Below are 17,354 nucleotides of genomic sequence, written 5' to 3'. Positions count from 1 at the left end.
AAAATTGTAGCTGCTTTGTATCATAAATCATAAGTTTGAATAGATGAAATTAAGCGCCGGATTACTATTATTTAGAAAGCTGAATAATGACATTGAGTTCTTTTTGGTGCATCCCGGCGGGCCATTTTTTGCGAAGAAACATGAAGGTTGGTGGACAATACCCAAGGGTGAACTGATGGATGATGAAGCGCCCTTGGCGGCGGCAGTCCGTGAATTTGCGGAAGAGACTGGAACCGTTCCTAAAGGAAGCTTTATTGAACTCAAACCTGTGGTTCAGAAAGGAGGCAAAAAAGTATTATGCTGGGCCGTGGAATTTGATATCGATGCTGAAAGGATTCTAAGCAATTTATTCGAAATTCAATGGCCGCCAAAATCGGGTCAAATTAAATCTTTTCCTGAGGTAGATAAGGCAGGTTGGTTTAAGTATGATGAAGCAGTAAATTTAATTAACGAAAGGCAAATTTCTTTTCTAAACGAATTACGGGTTAAGATTTTTCATTAATCAAGGTTTTCAATTCATGGTCGATCGGAACATTTCCAAATGCCATTTGTCCGTGCACGATGCATTGGGTTCAGCAGCACTTTAAAATGTTCCAAAGACTTGTGTCAAGTTTTGATAGTTCAACTTCAAATAAATTCTTGTTTAGCAATAATCCCTCAGATTTCAGTCTTATTATTTGATATTTGTTGTATGGAGCAAAAAAAAATAGGATGGATTGGCCTTGGTAATATGGGTATTCCAATGGCAGAAAAACTGATTAATGCAAATTATCCGGTTTCAGTCTACAACAGAAACAGCGCCAAGGCTGAAGCGCTTATAAAAATGGGGGCATCGGATTGTTCCTCCACCAGTGCGCTGTTGGATAGTTCAGACGTTGTTTTTATCATGGTATCGGATGATGAGGCGATAAAACAGATCTTTGAGTCCGAAAACGGCCTGCTTGCATCGGGTTCGTCAGGTAGAACGATTGTAAATATGAGTACGGTATCGCCGGAAATCAGCATTGAAATGGCTGGACGATGCACGGCGAAGGGAAATTTCTATCTGGATGCGCCAGTATCAGGAAGCGTGAAGCAAGCAGAAACAGGCACACTTGTGATAATGGTTGGCGGTGATAAGCAGATTTTTGAAACTACTAAGCCAGTGCTGGATTGTTTAGGGAAATTGACTTTGCATGTGGGCGAAACAGGCGCTGGGAATAATGCAAAGCTTGCTATAAACGCGCTGCTTGCCGTATATGCGCAAGGTTTAGCGGAAACTCTCCTTTTCGCTAACGAGAAAGGTGTAAGAACTCAAGATTTATTAGAATTAATTAATAATGCGGCTATTGGAAATCTGTTTACAAAGATTAAAGGTGAAGCGATTTTGCAGAATAATTTCAAAGCAGCCTTTGCGTTGAAACATATTGTCAAAGATTTAAACCTGGCTCAGAACCAGGGCCTTAATTCGCCACTTGCAAAGGCTGCCATCGCCACATTTAAGGCAGCTGAAAAAACGAGTGCAGAAGACGATATCATCGCCATCATTAATTCGTTGAAATAAATTGAAACCGTAAACTTTATATTCATTAACTTGTTGTCATACAATCAATAATTTAAAGTTATGAACATTACACTCGAACAGGCAGAAGCTGTAATTGCTGCGGCAAAAACTAAAGCAACAGAAATCAATACAAAAATGAACATCGCTGTAGTCGATGCTGGCAGCAACCTGATCGCTTTTGCGCATATGGATGGAGGCTGGATAGGCTCAGTAGATATTTCCATGAAAAAGGCAAAGACGGCTGCATGGTTTCAAATGGATACCAAAGCACTTACGCCTTTGGTGCAACCCGGCCAGCCTTTATTTAACATCGAACACTCAAATGGCGGGTTAATTACTTTTCCAGGTGGTGTTATTTTGAAAAATGCATCAGGCGATATTATAGGTGCGATTGGCGTATCTGGAAGTACCGTAGATGATGACCATGCTGTTGCGCAGGCTGGTGCTGAAGCGGTTAAATAATTAAATACTTTATTCCTTATCACTAAGAGTCCGAACGATGTTCGGGCTTTTTTTTTGAAAAAAAATTTTTTTGAAAAAAAACTAGATAATACTTGCTTCGTACGAAAACTATCGTACCTTTGGTTTATGAAAGTTAGTAAAACTGAAAAGAATCTACCAGAGCCAACCAAAGCAGAGCTTGAGATACTACAGGTTTTGTGGGAGTTTGGGCCTTCGACAGTTCGGTTCGTAAATGATAAGCTTAATGCGCAGAGAGATGTCAACTACACCTCAACCTTAAAACAGATGCAAATTTTAACCGAAAAGGGCATCTTGAAAAGAGACGAGTCGCAAATGAAACACATCTACATTCCGGTTGAAGACGAATCTAAAACGAAAGATCAGCTGCTGGATAGATTTGTAAACACACTTTATAAGGGTTCAGCATCATCACTTGTGATGCAGTTATTGGGTAACAATAAAACCTCGAAAGATGATATCGAGAAAATCAAAAAACTGCTGAACAACTTTGATAAATAATTACTAATTCTAAAAAGAACCACAATATGGAATTAAATTTAACAGAATTTTTGCCTTCAAACTGGCTTCATGCTTTAGCCACAACTCTTTTCCACTCGTTATGGATAGGTGTAATTTTAGCTTTAGTGGTTGCTATTGTTTTGTTTTCGACAAGAAAAACATCAGCAGTGATAAGATATAATTTATTAACGGCAAGTCTTTGCGTGTTTGTAGTCGCAGTAGGTATGGTGTTTTTCAGTGCATTAAAAATTGAGGTTTTAGAAACAAAAGCAATCTCAACAGCGAAAAACATGTTGCCGATTACTGAAAAATCAAGCCCTAATATTCAGACAGATATAATAACAGGAATAAATACCGTTGCAGGATTATGGAATAGCTATACGGCACAAATCGTGTTAAGCTGGTTTTTGGTAATATGTATAAAAATTGTTCAGTTTTTCGCAGGCCTAACCGCCATACATCAGTTGAAAAGAACCAAAACTTATTCTGCCGGGAAAAAATGGGATAGTATATTAGCGACGCTGTCAATGAACCTGGGAATTGGCAAAAGCGTGCGCATCTTACAATCGGGGATTGCAACCGTTCCTATGGTTGTAGGTCATTTCAAGCCGTTAATTTTAATTCCTTTAGGTCTGCTGAACAGTCTTTCGGCCGATGAAGTCGAAGCCATTCTCTGTCATGAGCTTGCACACATTAAACGAAGAGATTACCTGGTGAATCTACTCCAAAGCTTTATCGAAATTGTATTTTTCTTTAATCCGGCTGTGTTGTGGGTATCAAAATTAATTAAAGAAGAACGCGAGAATTGCTGCGACGACCTTGCAATTTCAAAAATGGATAATAAGCGGAATTATGTAAAGGCTTTAATTACCTGCCAGGAATTCCAATTAAAAGCACCTGCATTTGCGTTAGCAGTTACGGGTGAAAAGAATCACCTTTTTAACCGGATCAGCCGAATGCTGTTCGACACTAAAACCACCCTAAATAAAATGGAAAAGACGATATTAACTCTAGCACTCGTATCTGTAGTAATCTGTTCTGCAGCATTTAAAAATGTTGCTTCCTCTGGCGAGGTAAATCCTGCCAATGAACTTCGTGATACGATAAAAAGAAAAAACACAAGAACTGAAATTGCGAGGAAACAGACGATAGAAAACAAAAAGCAAGCAATTGAGGATTCGAAACAGGCGATTAGAGATGCAAAAGTTGCCATTGAGGACGGAAAGATAGCTGCTGAAGATGCTAAGCATGTCGCTGAGGATGCGAAAGTGGCCGAAGCAGATGCAAAGGTGGCAAAACTTGACGCTTTGCAGGCGCAGATAGACGCTAAAATAGCCGCTGAAGATGCGAAAATGCAGCGGAATGAGAATCTCAATAGAAATAATTCATCACGAAGAGGACACATAAACCCGCCTTCTGCACCAGTAAGTCCGGTGGTGCCGCCATCTCCTCCGGTACATCAAAGCACACCGCCCCTGCCACCCTTAAACAGAAATAATGGGCAAAATGCGCCAGGAACATCAACAAAAACTGGTACCCAAACAACAATTGAATCGGCTACCAGTACAAATTCTGACGTGCATGAATATAAAGCGATAATAAGTGAGATGCTTCAAGATGGAATTATAAAAAATTCAGAAAGACTTTCTTACAAACTGGATAAAAATAATTTGATTATAAATGGGGTTAAGCAACCTAATAACTATCATCAAAAGTGTAAAAAGAAATACCTTCAAAGTGATAACGCTGCGTTGCTTTACAGGTTTGAAACAAATTCTACTACAGCAACTGCGCCTTAACTTAAAGCACCACTTTAAATTATGAAACTTAAATTGATGGCTTTTTTAGCCGTTTGGCTTTGTTTTGCCCAAATTTTTGTGCGAGCCCAAACCACAACCATAAAAATTTCGGGGACTGTGGTGGATGAAAATGCAAACGCCATACCTGCAGCAACGGTAGCATTATACAGTGCTAAAGATTCTGTATTACTAAAAAAGTTGCTCAGTGAAACGGACGGAAGCTTTGATTTTGCAGGTCTAAGTTATGGGGATTACCAGATCAAAATTTCAGTAATGGGTTACAGGCGATATGAAAGCGCAACTCTACGCTTAAATAGTGAAAACGATGCCCTTAATCTCGGTGCGATTACCTTATCTGCTGGGGCCAACAACCTGAACACGGTTAACATTAGCGGCAAAAAGGCCTTTGTTGAGCAAAAATTAGATAAAATGGTGGTTAATGTAGATGCTTTAATTTCAAATGCCGGAACCACAGCTTTGGACGTGCTCGCGAAATCGCCGGGGGTAAATGTTGATCAGAATGGTTTGATTAGCTTGAAAGGGAAAAGTGGCGTTAGCATATTTATAGATGATAAGCCAACTTATCTTTCCGGACCGGACTTGGAGAATTACCTACGCAGTTTGCCATCATCTTCGCTGGAGCAAATTGAGTTGATGACCAACCCGCCTGCCAAATATGATGCCGCCGGGAATGCGGGTGTGATTAACATCAAAACGAAGAAGACTAAAGCTGCCGGCTTTAACGGAAGCATAAATTTGAGTATAAATCAGGGAGAGCTAACCCGCTCCAACAACAGTTTGAACTTTAACTACCGAAAAAATAAGGTTAATGTTTTCGGTAATTTCAGTGATAACCTAAATAATAGTTTTACAGATTTGGATTTAAACCGGACTTATAAAAATCCCGACAATACCCCAAAATACTTCTTTAACCAGAATTCATTTTTTAGAAGGCATGGTAATACGTTTAATGCAAAAGCTGGTGTCGACTTTTACCAATCTGAACAGAGTACCTGGGGAATCGTTTTCACAGGTATGAGCCGCGTTTCTACTCAGGTTAATAACAATACAAGCAATTTGCTTAATGTCGTAAAACAGCCCGATTCTATCATTAAAGCGGAAAATATTGACGTTATAAATTACAGAAACGCCGCAATTAACCTCAATTACAGGCATAAGTTTGGAAAAGATGATGGCGACATCACTTTTGATCTGGATTATCTGAGTTATCGGAATCAAACCGATCAGCAGTATTATAATTACAGTTACTTTCCAAATATGCAGTTGAAGTTTCAGGATTTATTGACTGGTGATTTGCCTTCTGACATCGACATTTTTACTGCGAAAACAGATTACGCAAAACCTATCAATAAATTATGGAAAATGGAAGCTGGTTTAAAAACGAGTTATACGAAAACCGATAACGCAGCCAAATACCTGTATACTGCCAATGGCAATACGGTTGTTGATTACGGCAAAACCAATCAATTCGTTTATAAAGAACATATAAATGCTGCTTATTTAAACCTGAGCATGGAGGGAAAGCGCTTTTCCCTTCAGGCTGGTGTGAGGTTTGAAAATACAATTTCCGACGGGCACCAACTTGGAAATCTGGTTAAGGCCGATTCGTCTTTTAAAAGGACCTACAACAGCCTTTTTCCTACGGCATATCTAAGCTACAAAATTGATATTGCAGGCAATAATCAGGTTGGCTTAAATTACGGCAGGAGAATAGACAGGCCGTACTACCAGGACTTAAATCCGTTTTATTCTCCATTGGATAAGTTTACCTATTATGTAGGCAATCCTTTTTTGAGGCCGGCATTTACGCAAAGTATCGAGCTTAGTCATACCTTTAAAAACAAAATTACAACAACACTTGGTTACAGTTGGGTTCGGGATGATGTTAGTGAAACCATTGAAATTGTAAATGGCACTTACTACAGCAGGCCGGCGAATATTGGTAGGGGAACAGTAAAAAATATTTCTGTAAATGCTGATTTAGACCTTTCAAAATGGTTGAGCGCCCATATTTACATGGAGGTTGCAAACATCATTTCTAAAACAGATTTTTACACCGGCTACTTGTTTACTAATGGAACATATTTCAGAACCAATTCCAATTTACAGTTTAAATTGTCGCCTTCGTGGAGCGCAGAAGCAAACTTGCGGTACCAAACGAAGTTTTCAAATGTTCAGTTTCTAATCGGTCGGGTGCATGAGTTTGGTGCAGCAGTTCAAAAAAAGTTGTCGGCAAAGAGCACGCTTAAGTTATCAGCTTCTGATATTTTTAAGAACCGGGTTTTTGTTGGAATAATTAACAATCTTGCGGCAACCGATGCAAACTGGACAAACAGGGCTGATACCCGAACGGTTATTTTGAGTTACGCTTATCGATTTGGAAAAGTATTCTCGTCGCCCGCGAAGCATGAAACCTCAGGAGCCGACGACGAAAAGAGCCGTGTGAAAAATTAAGTTTTGCATGGTGAGAAGTTTTAACTGATTACTAAATCTATTTCGCATCCCATTTTTAAACGCTTAGTTAAACGGAATGCCAACAATTCTTAAAGTAATAAACAACCACGTTCTTATCGGATTTGATACTGGCGGATTCGACCAATGGTGTGCCTATTTAACCAAAATTGGTTGAAGAGGTTACCTCGGGCATGGTTGCGGCGGAAAATAAGCCAAATGCGATTTTGAAGAAAAGAATTAAGATGTTAGATATGCATCACGTATTAATGGAAGATGAAACACCTGAATATGCGGCAAATCGCTAAAGGAAAAAAATGGCAGGATTTGGAACTCGTTATGAGGAAATTTGACATCTGAACCCTCAATAGTTCATGATCAAAATCTCATTAATTTCTCCTCTTTTAGCCGCAGTTGCATTAATCATGCGCCGGGCCTTAATCCTGCAAATTGTATTTGAAGGTTTATCATAAAGTTCATCAAAAAATACAGCTGCCGGGTCGATATTCTTAGGGTCGGAATTACTAAGTAGCCACCGGTGATTTTTCTCTGTTAGCAGTTCAGTAAATTTTGCGAGGCGCTCCTGTTCCTTATCACCGAAATCGTGTTTTGCATATGCATTAAAAGATGCTGTTTTGCTAATCGGCTTGTAAGGCGGGTCGAAATAAAAAAAGCTGTTTTCTGATGCATGCTTCAATGTTTCTGTGTAATCACCGTTCAAAATGGTAACATTTTGCAGCAACTCGCTAATCGCCAGAATGTTCTTCGGGTCGGAAATTCTTGGCTTAACGTATTTCCCAAATGGAACGTTGAAGAAATTTTTGCTATTTACCCGATATAATCCGTTGAAACAAGTTCGGTTTAAGAAAATAAAATAGCCTGCATTTTCTACTTTGTTATCGGTTTTTAAGTTGAATTTGCTGCGTATATCCATGAAAAAACTGCGCTTTTGCGTTTCCGCCCTTAAGTCGTTGTAATTGCGCTCTAGTTCCTTTAAGAATAGGATTAGTTCTTGTGGTACCGATTTTATGATTTGGTATACAGAAATCAGTTCCGCATTTATATCATTTATTACGGCTTTTTTTATGTTAAATTTTTGTATAAACCAAAAGAACACGGCCCCGCTACCGATAAATGGTTCAACATAAGTTAAATCTGACCTATTAGTAAGATCAACAGGCAAATAGGCCTCAATTGCGGGAATTAACTGTGTTTTACCACCGGCCCATTTCAAAAATGGCTTCGCTAAATTATTTTTTATTTTCTGGTTTTGCAAGATAAACAGACTACGTTTTGTATCGCAAGTTATAAAATTAAGCTCGTTCTGAGCGACTAAAAAACTGCCGGCATAAAGTCATTTTAAAGCCTGAGAAATGCTCCGCAGCATTGAAACCCTCATCTAAAAGCAAAAAATTTGCTGCTAGCTCGCTTCATTTCTTAAAATCTGCAGTGGTGGCTTGTTTAAAATGCTTCTGCTGCTCAGCACACCAGTAATTACAACCAACAACACCACACTACCGAAAAGCATTAATGTTGGTAAAACCGGAGGCATAAAGGAAGCGTCAAAACTGAATTTTGCGAGCCCCCAACTGGCAGACATCGATAGGATTAAACCTGCAGAGGCGGCAAACAAGCCTAAAAAGAAGTATTCAATAGCATTAATTACCAAAATTTGCTTCTTGCTCGCACCCATTGTTCTAAGCAAGATGCTTTCCTTTAGCCGCTGATTTTTGCTTGTTAAAATAGCCGATATCAGTACTATCCAGCCGGTTATCATACTAAAGCCCGCCATAAACTGAATAACAAAACTTATTTTACTCAGCAATTCATCCAGAAGTCTCAGCACTAGCCCTAAATCAATAACAGAAATGTTAGCGAACTTGCGCACAACTGTGCCTTGGAATTTTGCCGATGTTTCGCTATTCGGTACGCGGGTCATTAGTACATGAAACTGAGGTGCCTGCTCGAGCACGCCCGAGGGAAAAACAACGCGGAAGTTTGTCTGCATCCTGCTCCAGTTAACCTCTCGCAAACTTCCTACCACGGTTGGTAGCAGCATACCCTGGACATTAAAAACTACTTTATCATTCACTTTAGCCTTAATGCTTCTGGCAAAGTTTTGATCTAAAGAAATGTAGATAACATCATTTGGGGCCGTTACTCTTCCCGTCCATTTTCCTTCTACGAGCTTCTCTGCAGCGGTAAGCGTATCCTGATATGTTGCCCTTATTTCGTTTCTAAATGCTCTTTTATTTGTACTGTCTGCACCAGCTTTTTTTCCATTTATCTCCTCAATACGCATGGTGATAACGGGTACCTGATTCATTAAAGGCAGGCTGAATGATTTTGCCAAATCCGTAACAGCCGCACGTTGCGAAGTTTGAATGTCAAACAAAACCATATTTGGCTGGTTACTACCCGAGGAAAGCGTAACGCGGCTTATCAGGATTCCCTGAACAAAATAAAGTGTACAGATAAAAGCAGTCGACAGGCCAATTGACACCGTTAACATAAGGGTTTGATTATTTGGACGATAGAGGTTTGCGAAACCCTGGCGCCAAAGATAGTTGAGCGATGCTGGCATTAGTTTTTTGACTAAGAACATCAGCACGCCCGAAAACAGCATAAGCAGTAAGAAGGCGACAAAAATCGCTGTTGTAAATGCAATGGCTTGCATCCAGTTATTCATCTGTAAATAAGAAAAAGCGATTACGAAGCCAATCATGAGCAAATAAACCACCAACTTTAACAAATCTCTTTTCGCCGGTGCGTTCTGTTCAAATATTGCACGTATCGCGTTGAGTGGAGAAATTTTCCTTACAGCCAGTAATGAAGGAAGCGCGAATAGCACAGAGATTACCAGACCAAGTAAAATGCCCTGGCCAATTGCTCCCCAAGAAATTTGCATCGTGATTTCGACAGGTAAAAAATCTTTTAGTACAATCGGAATTAAAAACTGAATTAGAGTTCCTAGTGTAGAACCAATAATTGCAGCAACTAAGCCAATAAATGATACCTGAATTAAAAAAATTAAGAAAGCATCCCAAGCTTTTAATCCCATGCAGCGTAAGGTGGCAATTGCGGATAGTTTTTCCTGAATGTAAACGTGAATTGCGCTGCCTACACCCACACATCCAAGCAGCAAAGCAATGAAACCAGTTAACGCCAAAAACCGGTTTAAATCGCGGAAGGAGCGGCCGGTTTGCGCTTTTCTATCTGCAACGGTATCTATATCCAATCCTTCTTTTTCGAGTTTTGACTGAAGCTTTTTTATCGTTGCATCGAGCTCGGCTGCATTGTTAAATTTATAATAGTATTTATAGTTTACCCGGCTTCCTGTTTTAATTAAACCGGTTTTACTCAAATATTTTAGTGGTATGTAAATTATCGGTGCCACGCTTGCTGCAATGCCTGTTTGGCCTGGCGCCTTATCTAACACGCCGGCAATTTTAAATCTCAGATCGCCAATGCTAATGGAATCTCCGGTTTCCGCGTTAAACTGTAGCATCAGTGTTTTATCAACCAATGCATCTTGTGCGGTAAAAAAACTTTTTGCAGCGCTGGCTGGTGTTGTTTCAATACTGCCATAAAATGGATAATTGCCTTCTAAGGCCTTCATTTGTACCAACCTGCTCCCGCCGCTTTTAACGAAATAAACCATTGATGCGAAAGTGCTTTCAGCCGCACGGTCATTGCCCATGGTTTCCAGCATCCGCTGGGTCTCCTTAGTGGCAGCTTTCCGGCTTTCCACAATTAAGTCGGCGCCAGTTAATTCTTTCGCTTGCCGGTCTATATCATTTTGGAGATTATCTTTAAAGGAATAAACAGCAACCAGTGCTGCAATGCCCAGTACAATAGAAGATATAAACAAAAGTAAACGCGATCGGTTCTTGCGGCTATCCCGCCAGGCCATTTTAAACAACCACGAAATTGGAACGCGCTGCTTAGGAAGGTTATTATCGGGCATAATTTGGGTTCTCGTCAGCTATAATTAATCCACCTTTCATTTTAATCACTCTGCCGGTTCTCATTGCCAAATCAGGGTCGTGTGTTACAATCACAAGCGTAGTTCCGGCATCTTTATTCAAATCGAACAAAAGTTTAATGATTTTTTCGCTTGTTTCTGCATCAAGATTACCTGTAGGCTCGTCGGCGAATAATAAGGATGGTTTATTCGAAAATGCCCGTGCCAATGAAACACGCTGCTGTTCACCACCCGAGAGCTGGATGGGGTAATGATGGCTTCTATCAGCCAAACCTACCTTATCAAGCAACTCCATTGCATGTGCTTTAATGTTTTTTTCGCCTCTCAATTCGAGCGGAACCATCACATTTTCGAGGGCAGTCAGGGTAGGTAACAACTGGAAATTCTGAAAAATGAAACCCACATATTGGTTGCGGATGGCCGCACGCTCATCCTCCGAGCGCTTATCAAGCAGCACCCCGTTTAACTCAATACTGCCTGTACTTGACCGGTCTAAACCGGCACATAAGCCAAGAAGTGTTGTTTTTCCACTTCCCGAAGGACCGGTAATGGCCACGGTAGAACCTTTTTCTATTGCAAAGTTTATATCATTCAATACAGTGAGTTCGCGGCCGGCACTTTGATAAATTTTACTTACATTTCGGACGTTCAGTATGCTTTCCAATGGCTGAATTTTAAAGTTTAAAACAGGCACATCGAAACATTCATGCTGCCTGCTTGGTTAAAGATAATGGCTTTTTGATTTTAAGAGATACATTAAATAGATATGTTACGAAAACGTGTAATGGCATTAATTGTTTTGACAGGAATATTACAAGCCTGCTCGAATACAGACAATAAGGCGGAATCTGCAGGAAAACACTCAGCTCAAAACGTTGTAAAGGAAACTGCAAAGGCAACAAAAAATATTTTGTTTTTTGGAACAAGCTTAACGGCGGGATTAGGGCTTGATCCAACAGAAGCTTATCCTGCATTGATTCAAAATAAAATTGATTCCCTTAGGTTGCCTTATAAGGTTATCAATGCTGGCCTTAGCGGTGAAACTTCAGCCGGTGGTAAAAGCAGAATAGATTGGCTTTTGAAACAGAGAGTTGATGTGTTTGTGCTGGAACTTGGTTCTAACGACGGTTTGAGGGGCGTTCCGACAGATGAAACTACAAAAAATTTGCAGGCAATAATAGACAAGGTTAAAGCAAAATATCCTGATGCAAAGCTGGTGATGGCAGGCATGCAGATGCCACCAAGCATGGGTAAAAAATACACTTCTGATTTTAAAAATATCTTCCCGGATTTGGCCAGGAAAAATAATATGAGTTTAATACCTTTTTTGCTCGAAAAAGTTGGTGGAATCCCAAAGCTAAACCAGCCTGATGGCATTCATCCAACGGCAGAAGGTGATAAAATTCTCGCAAAAAATGTTTGGGCAGTTTTAAAGCCTTTACTGTAATTGACCGTTTTGTCTGAGGAAAAACTAGCTAAATGGGTTGCACAAAAGCATAATGGGCAGCTAATAAAGCAAACGGGTTTGCCTTACTTCAGTCATCTTTTAAATGTTGCAAACACCAGTAAAATTTTTTCCGCATTTGGTTTCGAGATCGGGCTTTGTCATGATTTACTTGAAGATACACAAACAACGTTTAGAGAACTTATTGATGCGCTTAAAAAATCAGGATATGATGATGCAGTTGCCAACCACATTGGAAAATGTGTTACCGAATTAACAGATGTTTATGGCAAGCGGGATTTCCCCGCGTTTAGTAAAAAAGAGCGTAAAAAACGCGAAGCGAGACGCCTGTTAACAATCAGTCCGGATGCCCAAACCGTAAAATATGCCGACCTTATAGACAACATCGCATGGATGTTAGCATTTGATAAAAAGAACGTGAAAAAATACCTTAAAAGAAAGCAGATACTGGTGCTCAATCTCGATCAGGGAAATCCTCAACTGAGAGCTAAGGCGCTTAAATTAATTGTAAACAGTCTGAAAAACTTGAAAGCTTAAAGCGTTTGCAAAGTTGTCCTTAGCAGTGCATCCTCTTCATCATGTTTAAATATTTTTTTGTACATGAATGCTTTATACAATACTCTAATCCAAACCAGAAAGTAAGGAAAACTAAGCATAGAAAGCAATATTCTGTGGCTCTTTGAGAATTCGGGAAAAAACAAGAGTGGAAAATCGCAGGCTGTTATCAATAAAACAGGCAATAGTATGTACTTCAAAACTTTGTTTTTTTCCAAAACATACCAAATGCCAACGCCTGCAATCGAGATTATAAAGGTACAATCTTCAGCGCCGGTGCTAAAAAGTATCGGAAACAGTAAGGCAGACGAAAGCATCAGAAGCTGAAACCTTTTTTTATTATAGCATTTGTAGTTCAGGAACGGGATAGTAAAAAGAATCGAACCAATGGCAATGCATATGGAATTTGTTAAGACAGGCAAATGAAACAGTTCCCTGAAAAAACCCATTATAGACATGTCTATTCCTTCACCGGAAACATTGGTTGCATTTTTATGGGTAAGGGAAATAAACCAGTCGAAATAGGAATCTGTAACAAAAAGCGGCGAGGAAAACAACATAGGTAAAGTAAAAAACACAATTGCCCAAAGCAGCGAATACAAAATGTATCTTGGTTTATCCTTAACAAAAAAGAAAAAGGCCATACCAACTATTCCGTACAATTTAACAAATACACCTAAAACCATAAACATTGCAGACCAGAACCCCTTTGCCTTGTTAAGCTGAGTATAGTTTAGTATTATTAAAGCGCCCGCAGCAGCATTAAATTGCTGATTTAGCATCGATTCGATTAAACAGGGTATTGCGATGTAGCAAAAAATTAAACGGTCTTTTTGGCTTACGGGCAGTGTTTGAACAGCCTTGAAAAGAAATACGCAATTGAACAGGTTCCAGAAAAGCAAACCCAGCCAATTGGGTAGTGCCGCGAATGGTGCTACAATCAGGCTGAAAATTGGACCGTAATGGTTTGCATCTTCATGAAAGGCCGGATACAAAGCGTAAAACGATTGCTGGTGCAGCAAGTTTCTAAAGGTGTTTTCAAAAATGAGGTAATTGTTAAGTCGCTGCGTTATCCAGGAGTCTATCACGAAGAATAGCGTTACTGCAAGCCAGAGTGAGAGTGCAAAACGATTATCTTCGTTAAGCTTTGATAATAACGAATTAGGTTGGTTAGGATGGGATGGGGAATTCATTGTAATGATTGTGTTACACAATGATAGAATGAAGTTTCAACATTTCAAAATTGACAAAACGAAAATTTCTAGATTTCGCACTTCGTAAAGTTGTATCATCAGGAATACATAAATTTACTTTTTTGTTAAAATATCATGTAAATTTTAGCGCTTTCTATCGACTTTAGATTGAAACCGTCTAAACTGAAAACATTTTATCAATTAACTTGTATTTCTAAATGAGGCGCAGATTTTAGATGGCAAAGGCATTCCCCGGTTAATGGTTGTTAAGACTTAAATATTTGGGATTTCAGTATTTTATTGTGCAGAGGATTAATGCGGGGTACTCAAGCAAGCCATTTCATAGCTGCGCCTTTTATCAAATTTAGCCAGTTAAGTCAGGTTTTTAGCGAATTGAGTTTGCTTTTTGACTACAATGTCGTTCGGCACCACTAAAAGAAGAACTGATGCTCATCGCAACAATTTCACTTATATTTTTCTTGAATTAATTGTTTATGTAAAGTTGCTGTGTATTTTTGCCGGATTTATTTTAAATCAGAGATGGAAATCCTAAATTGCATCGCGCTCTGATTTTACCAAACATATGGCATTAGCAACTGAACCCATTCGTCCAATCCCGGCGAACGAAGTAGAGCGATTAAAAGCATTAGCAGCATTCGACCCTGACTATACTGCGCTTCAAGCTGAATTTGAAAACTTAACGGCTTTAGCCGCGAAGATTTCTGGCAACGACATTTCGCTGGTCAACTTAATTGATTCGTTTACACAGTGGACAGTCTCCAACCATGGTTTGGACATCGACCAAATGAAGCGGGAGGAATCAATCTGCCAGTATACTATATCTGGCGACGACCATTTCGAGATTAGTGATATGTCGCTTGATGAGCGGTCAAAAGATTTTTTTTACGTTGGCAGCCCTTTAAACTTACGACACTATTTAGGCATTCCATTAAAAACGAAAGATGGCTACAACATCGGCGCCCTGTGTGTGCTCGATGCTAATGCTAAAAAATTAAGTGCTGAAAAGATTGAGTTGCTTAAGTTGCTGGCCAGTGAAGTGGTAGATAAGATGATTAAATTAAAGTCGTTACAGCAAACCAGGCAAGCTTTTGATGAACTTAAGAAAAAACAACGCAAATTAGCACATGACATTCGTGGGCCGCTATCCGGTATAAATGGCATTATTGAGATTATTAGAAAACGAGGTTACCAGAACAAAATGTTTGATGTAATGGATTACCTCTTCATGATTGACAAAAGCAATAATGAAGTGCTGAATCTAACTGAAGAAATTTTGCTTCAGGATAAGAAAATCATCGGCGAAGTTTTCAATATGGTAATTTTTAAAGATAAATTAGATAAGCTTTATACGCCACAAGCCAAAACAAAAAATATATTCTTCAAGGTTAAAGTTATTGGCGAGCATAAAGAAGTTAATTTCTCCAAAGACAAATTGCTGCAAATTACTGGCAATCTGGTATCTAATGCAATTAAGTTCAGTTCTGATTATGGAACGGTTACCGTGAAACTCGATTTAGTAATTGTTGACAAACGTAAAAGCCTTAAAATTAATGTTTCTGATAACGGTAACGGATTATCTCAGGAAGCCATTGATAAAATCATGAACGGAAAACTCGAATCTTCTGAAGGTACTATTGGTGAACGAGGTTACGGACTTGGGTTGCCAATGGTAATGGCCGACATCAAGGCGCTGAACGGAACCATGGAAATTTCATCTGAAGAGGGTTGGGGAACAAATTTTGAGATAACAATACCGCTTTCTTAATCCAAAAATTACGAGTCGTTTTTTGCTTTTTTTTGTGTGCGTGAGCATACAATTATATCCAAAATGCTACAGAAAACGGAATTTCAAATGATTATATTTGGCTATGCAGCATCAGCGTCAAAATATGGTTGTCCAGTCTTCAAAGCCACAAAACACTTCGAATGAAATAAAAACATTCGATAAATCTATGGCGGAAAATCTGAAAGCTGCCCTGCTTTTCAGTCAATGGCAGAGGCAAAAATAAGCTACAAGCTGTTTAACGTTGTTTCTAAATCTTATCTTTTGGTTAAAGTGAATTTATAAGTAATACGCCTAAAAGGCCTAATACCGATACGATACTTTCCATCATTGTCCAGGTTTTAAATGTTTCCTTCAGGCTAAGGTTAAAGTATTCTTTGAACATCCAAAACCCCGTATCATTAACGTGCGATAGCATCAGGCTGCCTGCGCCAACCGAAAGTACCATCAGTTCGGGCGGTGCATTTAAGCCCACCAATGGCAATACAATGCCCGATGCGGTTAACGCCGCTACGGTAGCCGAGCCTAATGTTACCCGCAATGCCGCGGTAATTAACCAGGCCAGGAAAAGTGGCGACAAATTCAGGTCTGCAGTTAATACTTTTACGGTTTCGCCCACGCCACTATCTACTAAAATTTGTTTAAAAGCGCCCCCGGCTGCTATAATGAGGATTATCATCGCAATACTTTTTACACCCTCAACGCAGGATTCCATTGCTTTGGAAATGCCAGATTGCTGAAAGAGAACGGTAATCACTACGGCGAGCAACAAAGCCGCAGTTGGATCGGCCAGAAAGCTTAAAACCGGTTTAAGATAATAATTTCCCTGGATGGCGCTTCCGATTGTGCCGGCCACAATTAGTACCACTGGCAACAATGCGGTAAAAAAACTTTTCAGGCCAGACGGCAACGTTTCTACTTCCGATAGAAAAAAATCACCCTGAACAATGCCCATATTTCGCTTAATAATCAATTTTGGAAAATAAACGCCCGCAATAATCGCGATTGGAATGCTCAGGCATAGGCCGTATATTAAAGTTTTTCCAATATCAGCATGAAAAATTGCAGCGAGTGCAACTGGTCCCGGATGCGGCGGCAGAAAGCCATGAGTAACCGACAATGCTGCGGCCATTGGAATGCCGACATAGAGCTTTGGAAGCCCAGTGGCAGAAGCAATTGCAAATACAAGAGGTATCAATACAACAAAACCTGCATTATAAAATAGGGGAATGCCTACCAAAAGTCCGGTTAACAAAACCGCCCACTGGATATTTCTGCGCCCAAAGAGTTTAATTAGTACGAAAACAATTTTCTTTGCTGAACCACTATCTTCAATAAGTTTTCCCATCATAGCCCCCAATGCGAGTACCATAACCATACTTCCAAGCGTATTGCCAATTCCGGCACTTACAGAGGTCATTACTTTTGCTGCAGGCATGCCTAGAAATAAGCCAGTAATTATTGCAGTAATCAGTAAGGCAATCATTGGATTCAGTTTTTTGATGATCATCAAAAAAAGCAGCAAAATGCCACCAAGAACGATTATTAACGACATGT

15 protein-coding genes are annotated in these 17,354 nt (G+C 39.6%); 10 read left to right on the top strand and 5 right to left on the bottom strand.

Annotated features, from left to right (window positions below; genetic code table 11):
- Positions 1-43 precede the first annotated feature (43 nt).
- The 7 genes from ASG14_RS14165 to ASG14_RS20285 all read left to right on the top strand — a co-directional run bounded on the left by ASG14_RS14165 (position 44) and on the right by ASG14_RS20285 (position 7,103).
- Positions 44-502, top strand: coding sequence for an NUDIX domain-containing protein (locus ASG14_RS14165; RefSeq protein ID WP_056871685.1), 459 nt, complete (start codon positions 44-46; stop codon positions 500-502).
- A gap of 189 nt (positions 503-691) precedes the next feature.
- A complete protein-coding gene (locus ASG14_RS14160; protein ID WP_056871684.1) occupies positions 692-1,543 on the top strand; it encodes an NAD(P)-dependent oxidoreductase in 852 nt (283 codons plus the stop codon).
- 60 nt (positions 1,544-1,603) lie between these two features.
- On the top strand, positions 1,604-2,005 hold the full coding sequence (locus ASG14_RS14155; RefSeq protein WP_056871683.1) for a heme-binding protein: 402 nt from the start codon (positions 1,604-1,606) through the stop codon (positions 2,003-2,005).
- 126 nt (positions 2,006-2,131) lie between these two features.
- The gene (locus tag ASG14_RS14150; RefSeq protein WP_056871682.1) at positions 2,132-2,524 is read left to right on the top strand and encodes a BlaI/MecI/CopY family transcriptional regulator; all 393 of its coding nucleotides are present in this window, start codon (positions 2,132-2,134) and stop codon (positions 2,522-2,524) included.
- Between the two features lie 26 nt (positions 2,525-2,550).
- Complete coding sequence (locus ASG14_RS14145) at positions 2,551-4,323, top strand: M56 family metallopeptidase (protein WP_056871681.1); 1,773 nt, start codon at positions 2,551-2,553, stop codon at positions 4,321-4,323.
- Between the two features lie 21 nt (positions 4,324-4,344).
- Entirely contained in the window at positions 4,345-6,798 is a 2,454-nt protein-coding gene (locus ASG14_RS14140) for a TonB-dependent receptor (protein WP_056871680.1), read from the top strand.
- 167 nt (positions 6,799-6,965) lie between these two features.
- Positions 6,966-7,103, top strand: a complete 138-nt coding sequence (locus ASG14_RS20285; protein WP_157274934.1) for a hypothetical protein — start codon at positions 6,966-6,968, stop codon at positions 7,101-7,103.
- 56 nt (positions 7,104-7,159) lie between these two features.
- On the opposite strand, the gene ASG14_RS14135 is transcribed toward ASG14_RS20285, so the two are convergent.
- The 3 genes from ASG14_RS14135 to ASG14_RS14125 form a co-directional block, all read right to left on the bottom strand.
- Positions 7,160-8,071 carry a DNA adenine methylase gene (locus ASG14_RS14135; RefSeq protein ID WP_200940346.1) on the bottom strand — a complete coding sequence of 304 codons (912 nt, stop codon included), beginning with the start codon at positions 8,069-8,071 and terminating at the stop codon, positions 7,160-7,162.
- A gap of 144 nt (positions 8,072-8,215) precedes the next feature.
- The gene (locus ASG14_RS14130; RefSeq protein WP_056871678.1) at positions 8,216-10,762 is read right to left on the bottom strand and encodes an ABC transporter permease; all 2,547 of its coding nucleotides are present in this window, start codon (positions 10,760-10,762) and stop codon (positions 8,216-8,218) included.
- Complete coding sequence (locus tag ASG14_RS14125) at positions 10,752-11,444, bottom strand: ABC transporter ATP-binding protein (protein WP_056871796.1); 693 nt, start codon at positions 11,442-11,444, stop codon at positions 10,752-10,754. Before ASG14_RS14125 ends, ASG14_RS14130 begins: the two co-directional genes overlap by 11 nt.
- 102 nt (positions 11,445-11,546) lie before the next feature.
- Between ASG14_RS14125 and ASG14_RS14120 the strand changes: the two genes are divergently transcribed.
- On the top strand, positions 11,547-12,227 hold the full coding sequence (locus tag ASG14_RS14120; protein ID WP_056871677.1) for an arylesterase: 681 nt from the start codon (positions 11,547-11,549) through the stop codon (positions 12,225-12,227).
- Between the two features lie 9 nt (positions 12,228-12,236).
- Entirely contained in the window at positions 12,237-12,782 is a 546-nt protein-coding gene (locus ASG14_RS14115) for a hypothetical protein (RefSeq protein WP_157274933.1), read from the top strand.
- Here the strand turns inward: ASG14_RS14115 and ASG14_RS14110 are convergent.
- Complete coding sequence (locus ASG14_RS14110) at positions 12,779-13,993, bottom strand: glycosyltransferase family 87 protein (RefSeq protein WP_082491589.1); 1,215 nt, start codon at positions 13,991-13,993, stop codon at positions 12,779-12,781. The two genes, ASG14_RS14115 and ASG14_RS14110, sit on opposite strands and share 4 nt — an antisense overlap.
- Positions 13,994-14,576: 583 nt before the next feature.
- On the opposite strand from ASG14_RS14110, the gene ASG14_RS14105 reads away from it, so the two are divergent.
- Positions 14,577-15,779 carry a GAF domain-containing sensor histidine kinase gene (locus ASG14_RS14105; RefSeq protein WP_056871674.1) on the top strand — a complete coding sequence of 401 codons (1,203 nt, stop codon included), beginning with the start codon at positions 14,577-14,579 and terminating at the stop codon, positions 15,777-15,779.
- A 286-nt stretch (positions 15,780-16,065) separates the two neighbouring features.
- On the opposite strand, the gene ASG14_RS14100 is transcribed toward ASG14_RS14105, so the two are convergent.
- The gene (locus ASG14_RS14100; protein ID WP_056871673.1) at positions 16,066-17,352 is read right to left on the bottom strand and encodes a gluconate:H+ symporter; all 1,287 of its coding nucleotides are present in this window, start codon (positions 17,350-17,352) and stop codon (positions 16,066-16,068) included.
- Positions 17,353-17,354 lie beyond the last annotated feature (2 nt).

The sequence above is a fragment of the Pedobacter sp. Leaf194 genome, assembly GCF_001423945.1.
GTDB lineage: Bacteria > Bacteroidota > Bacteroidia > Sphingobacteriales > Sphingobacteriaceae > Pedobacter.
Note: the sequence above shows the minus strand (reverse complement) of the source record. Positions and strands in the feature narration are given on the sequence as shown.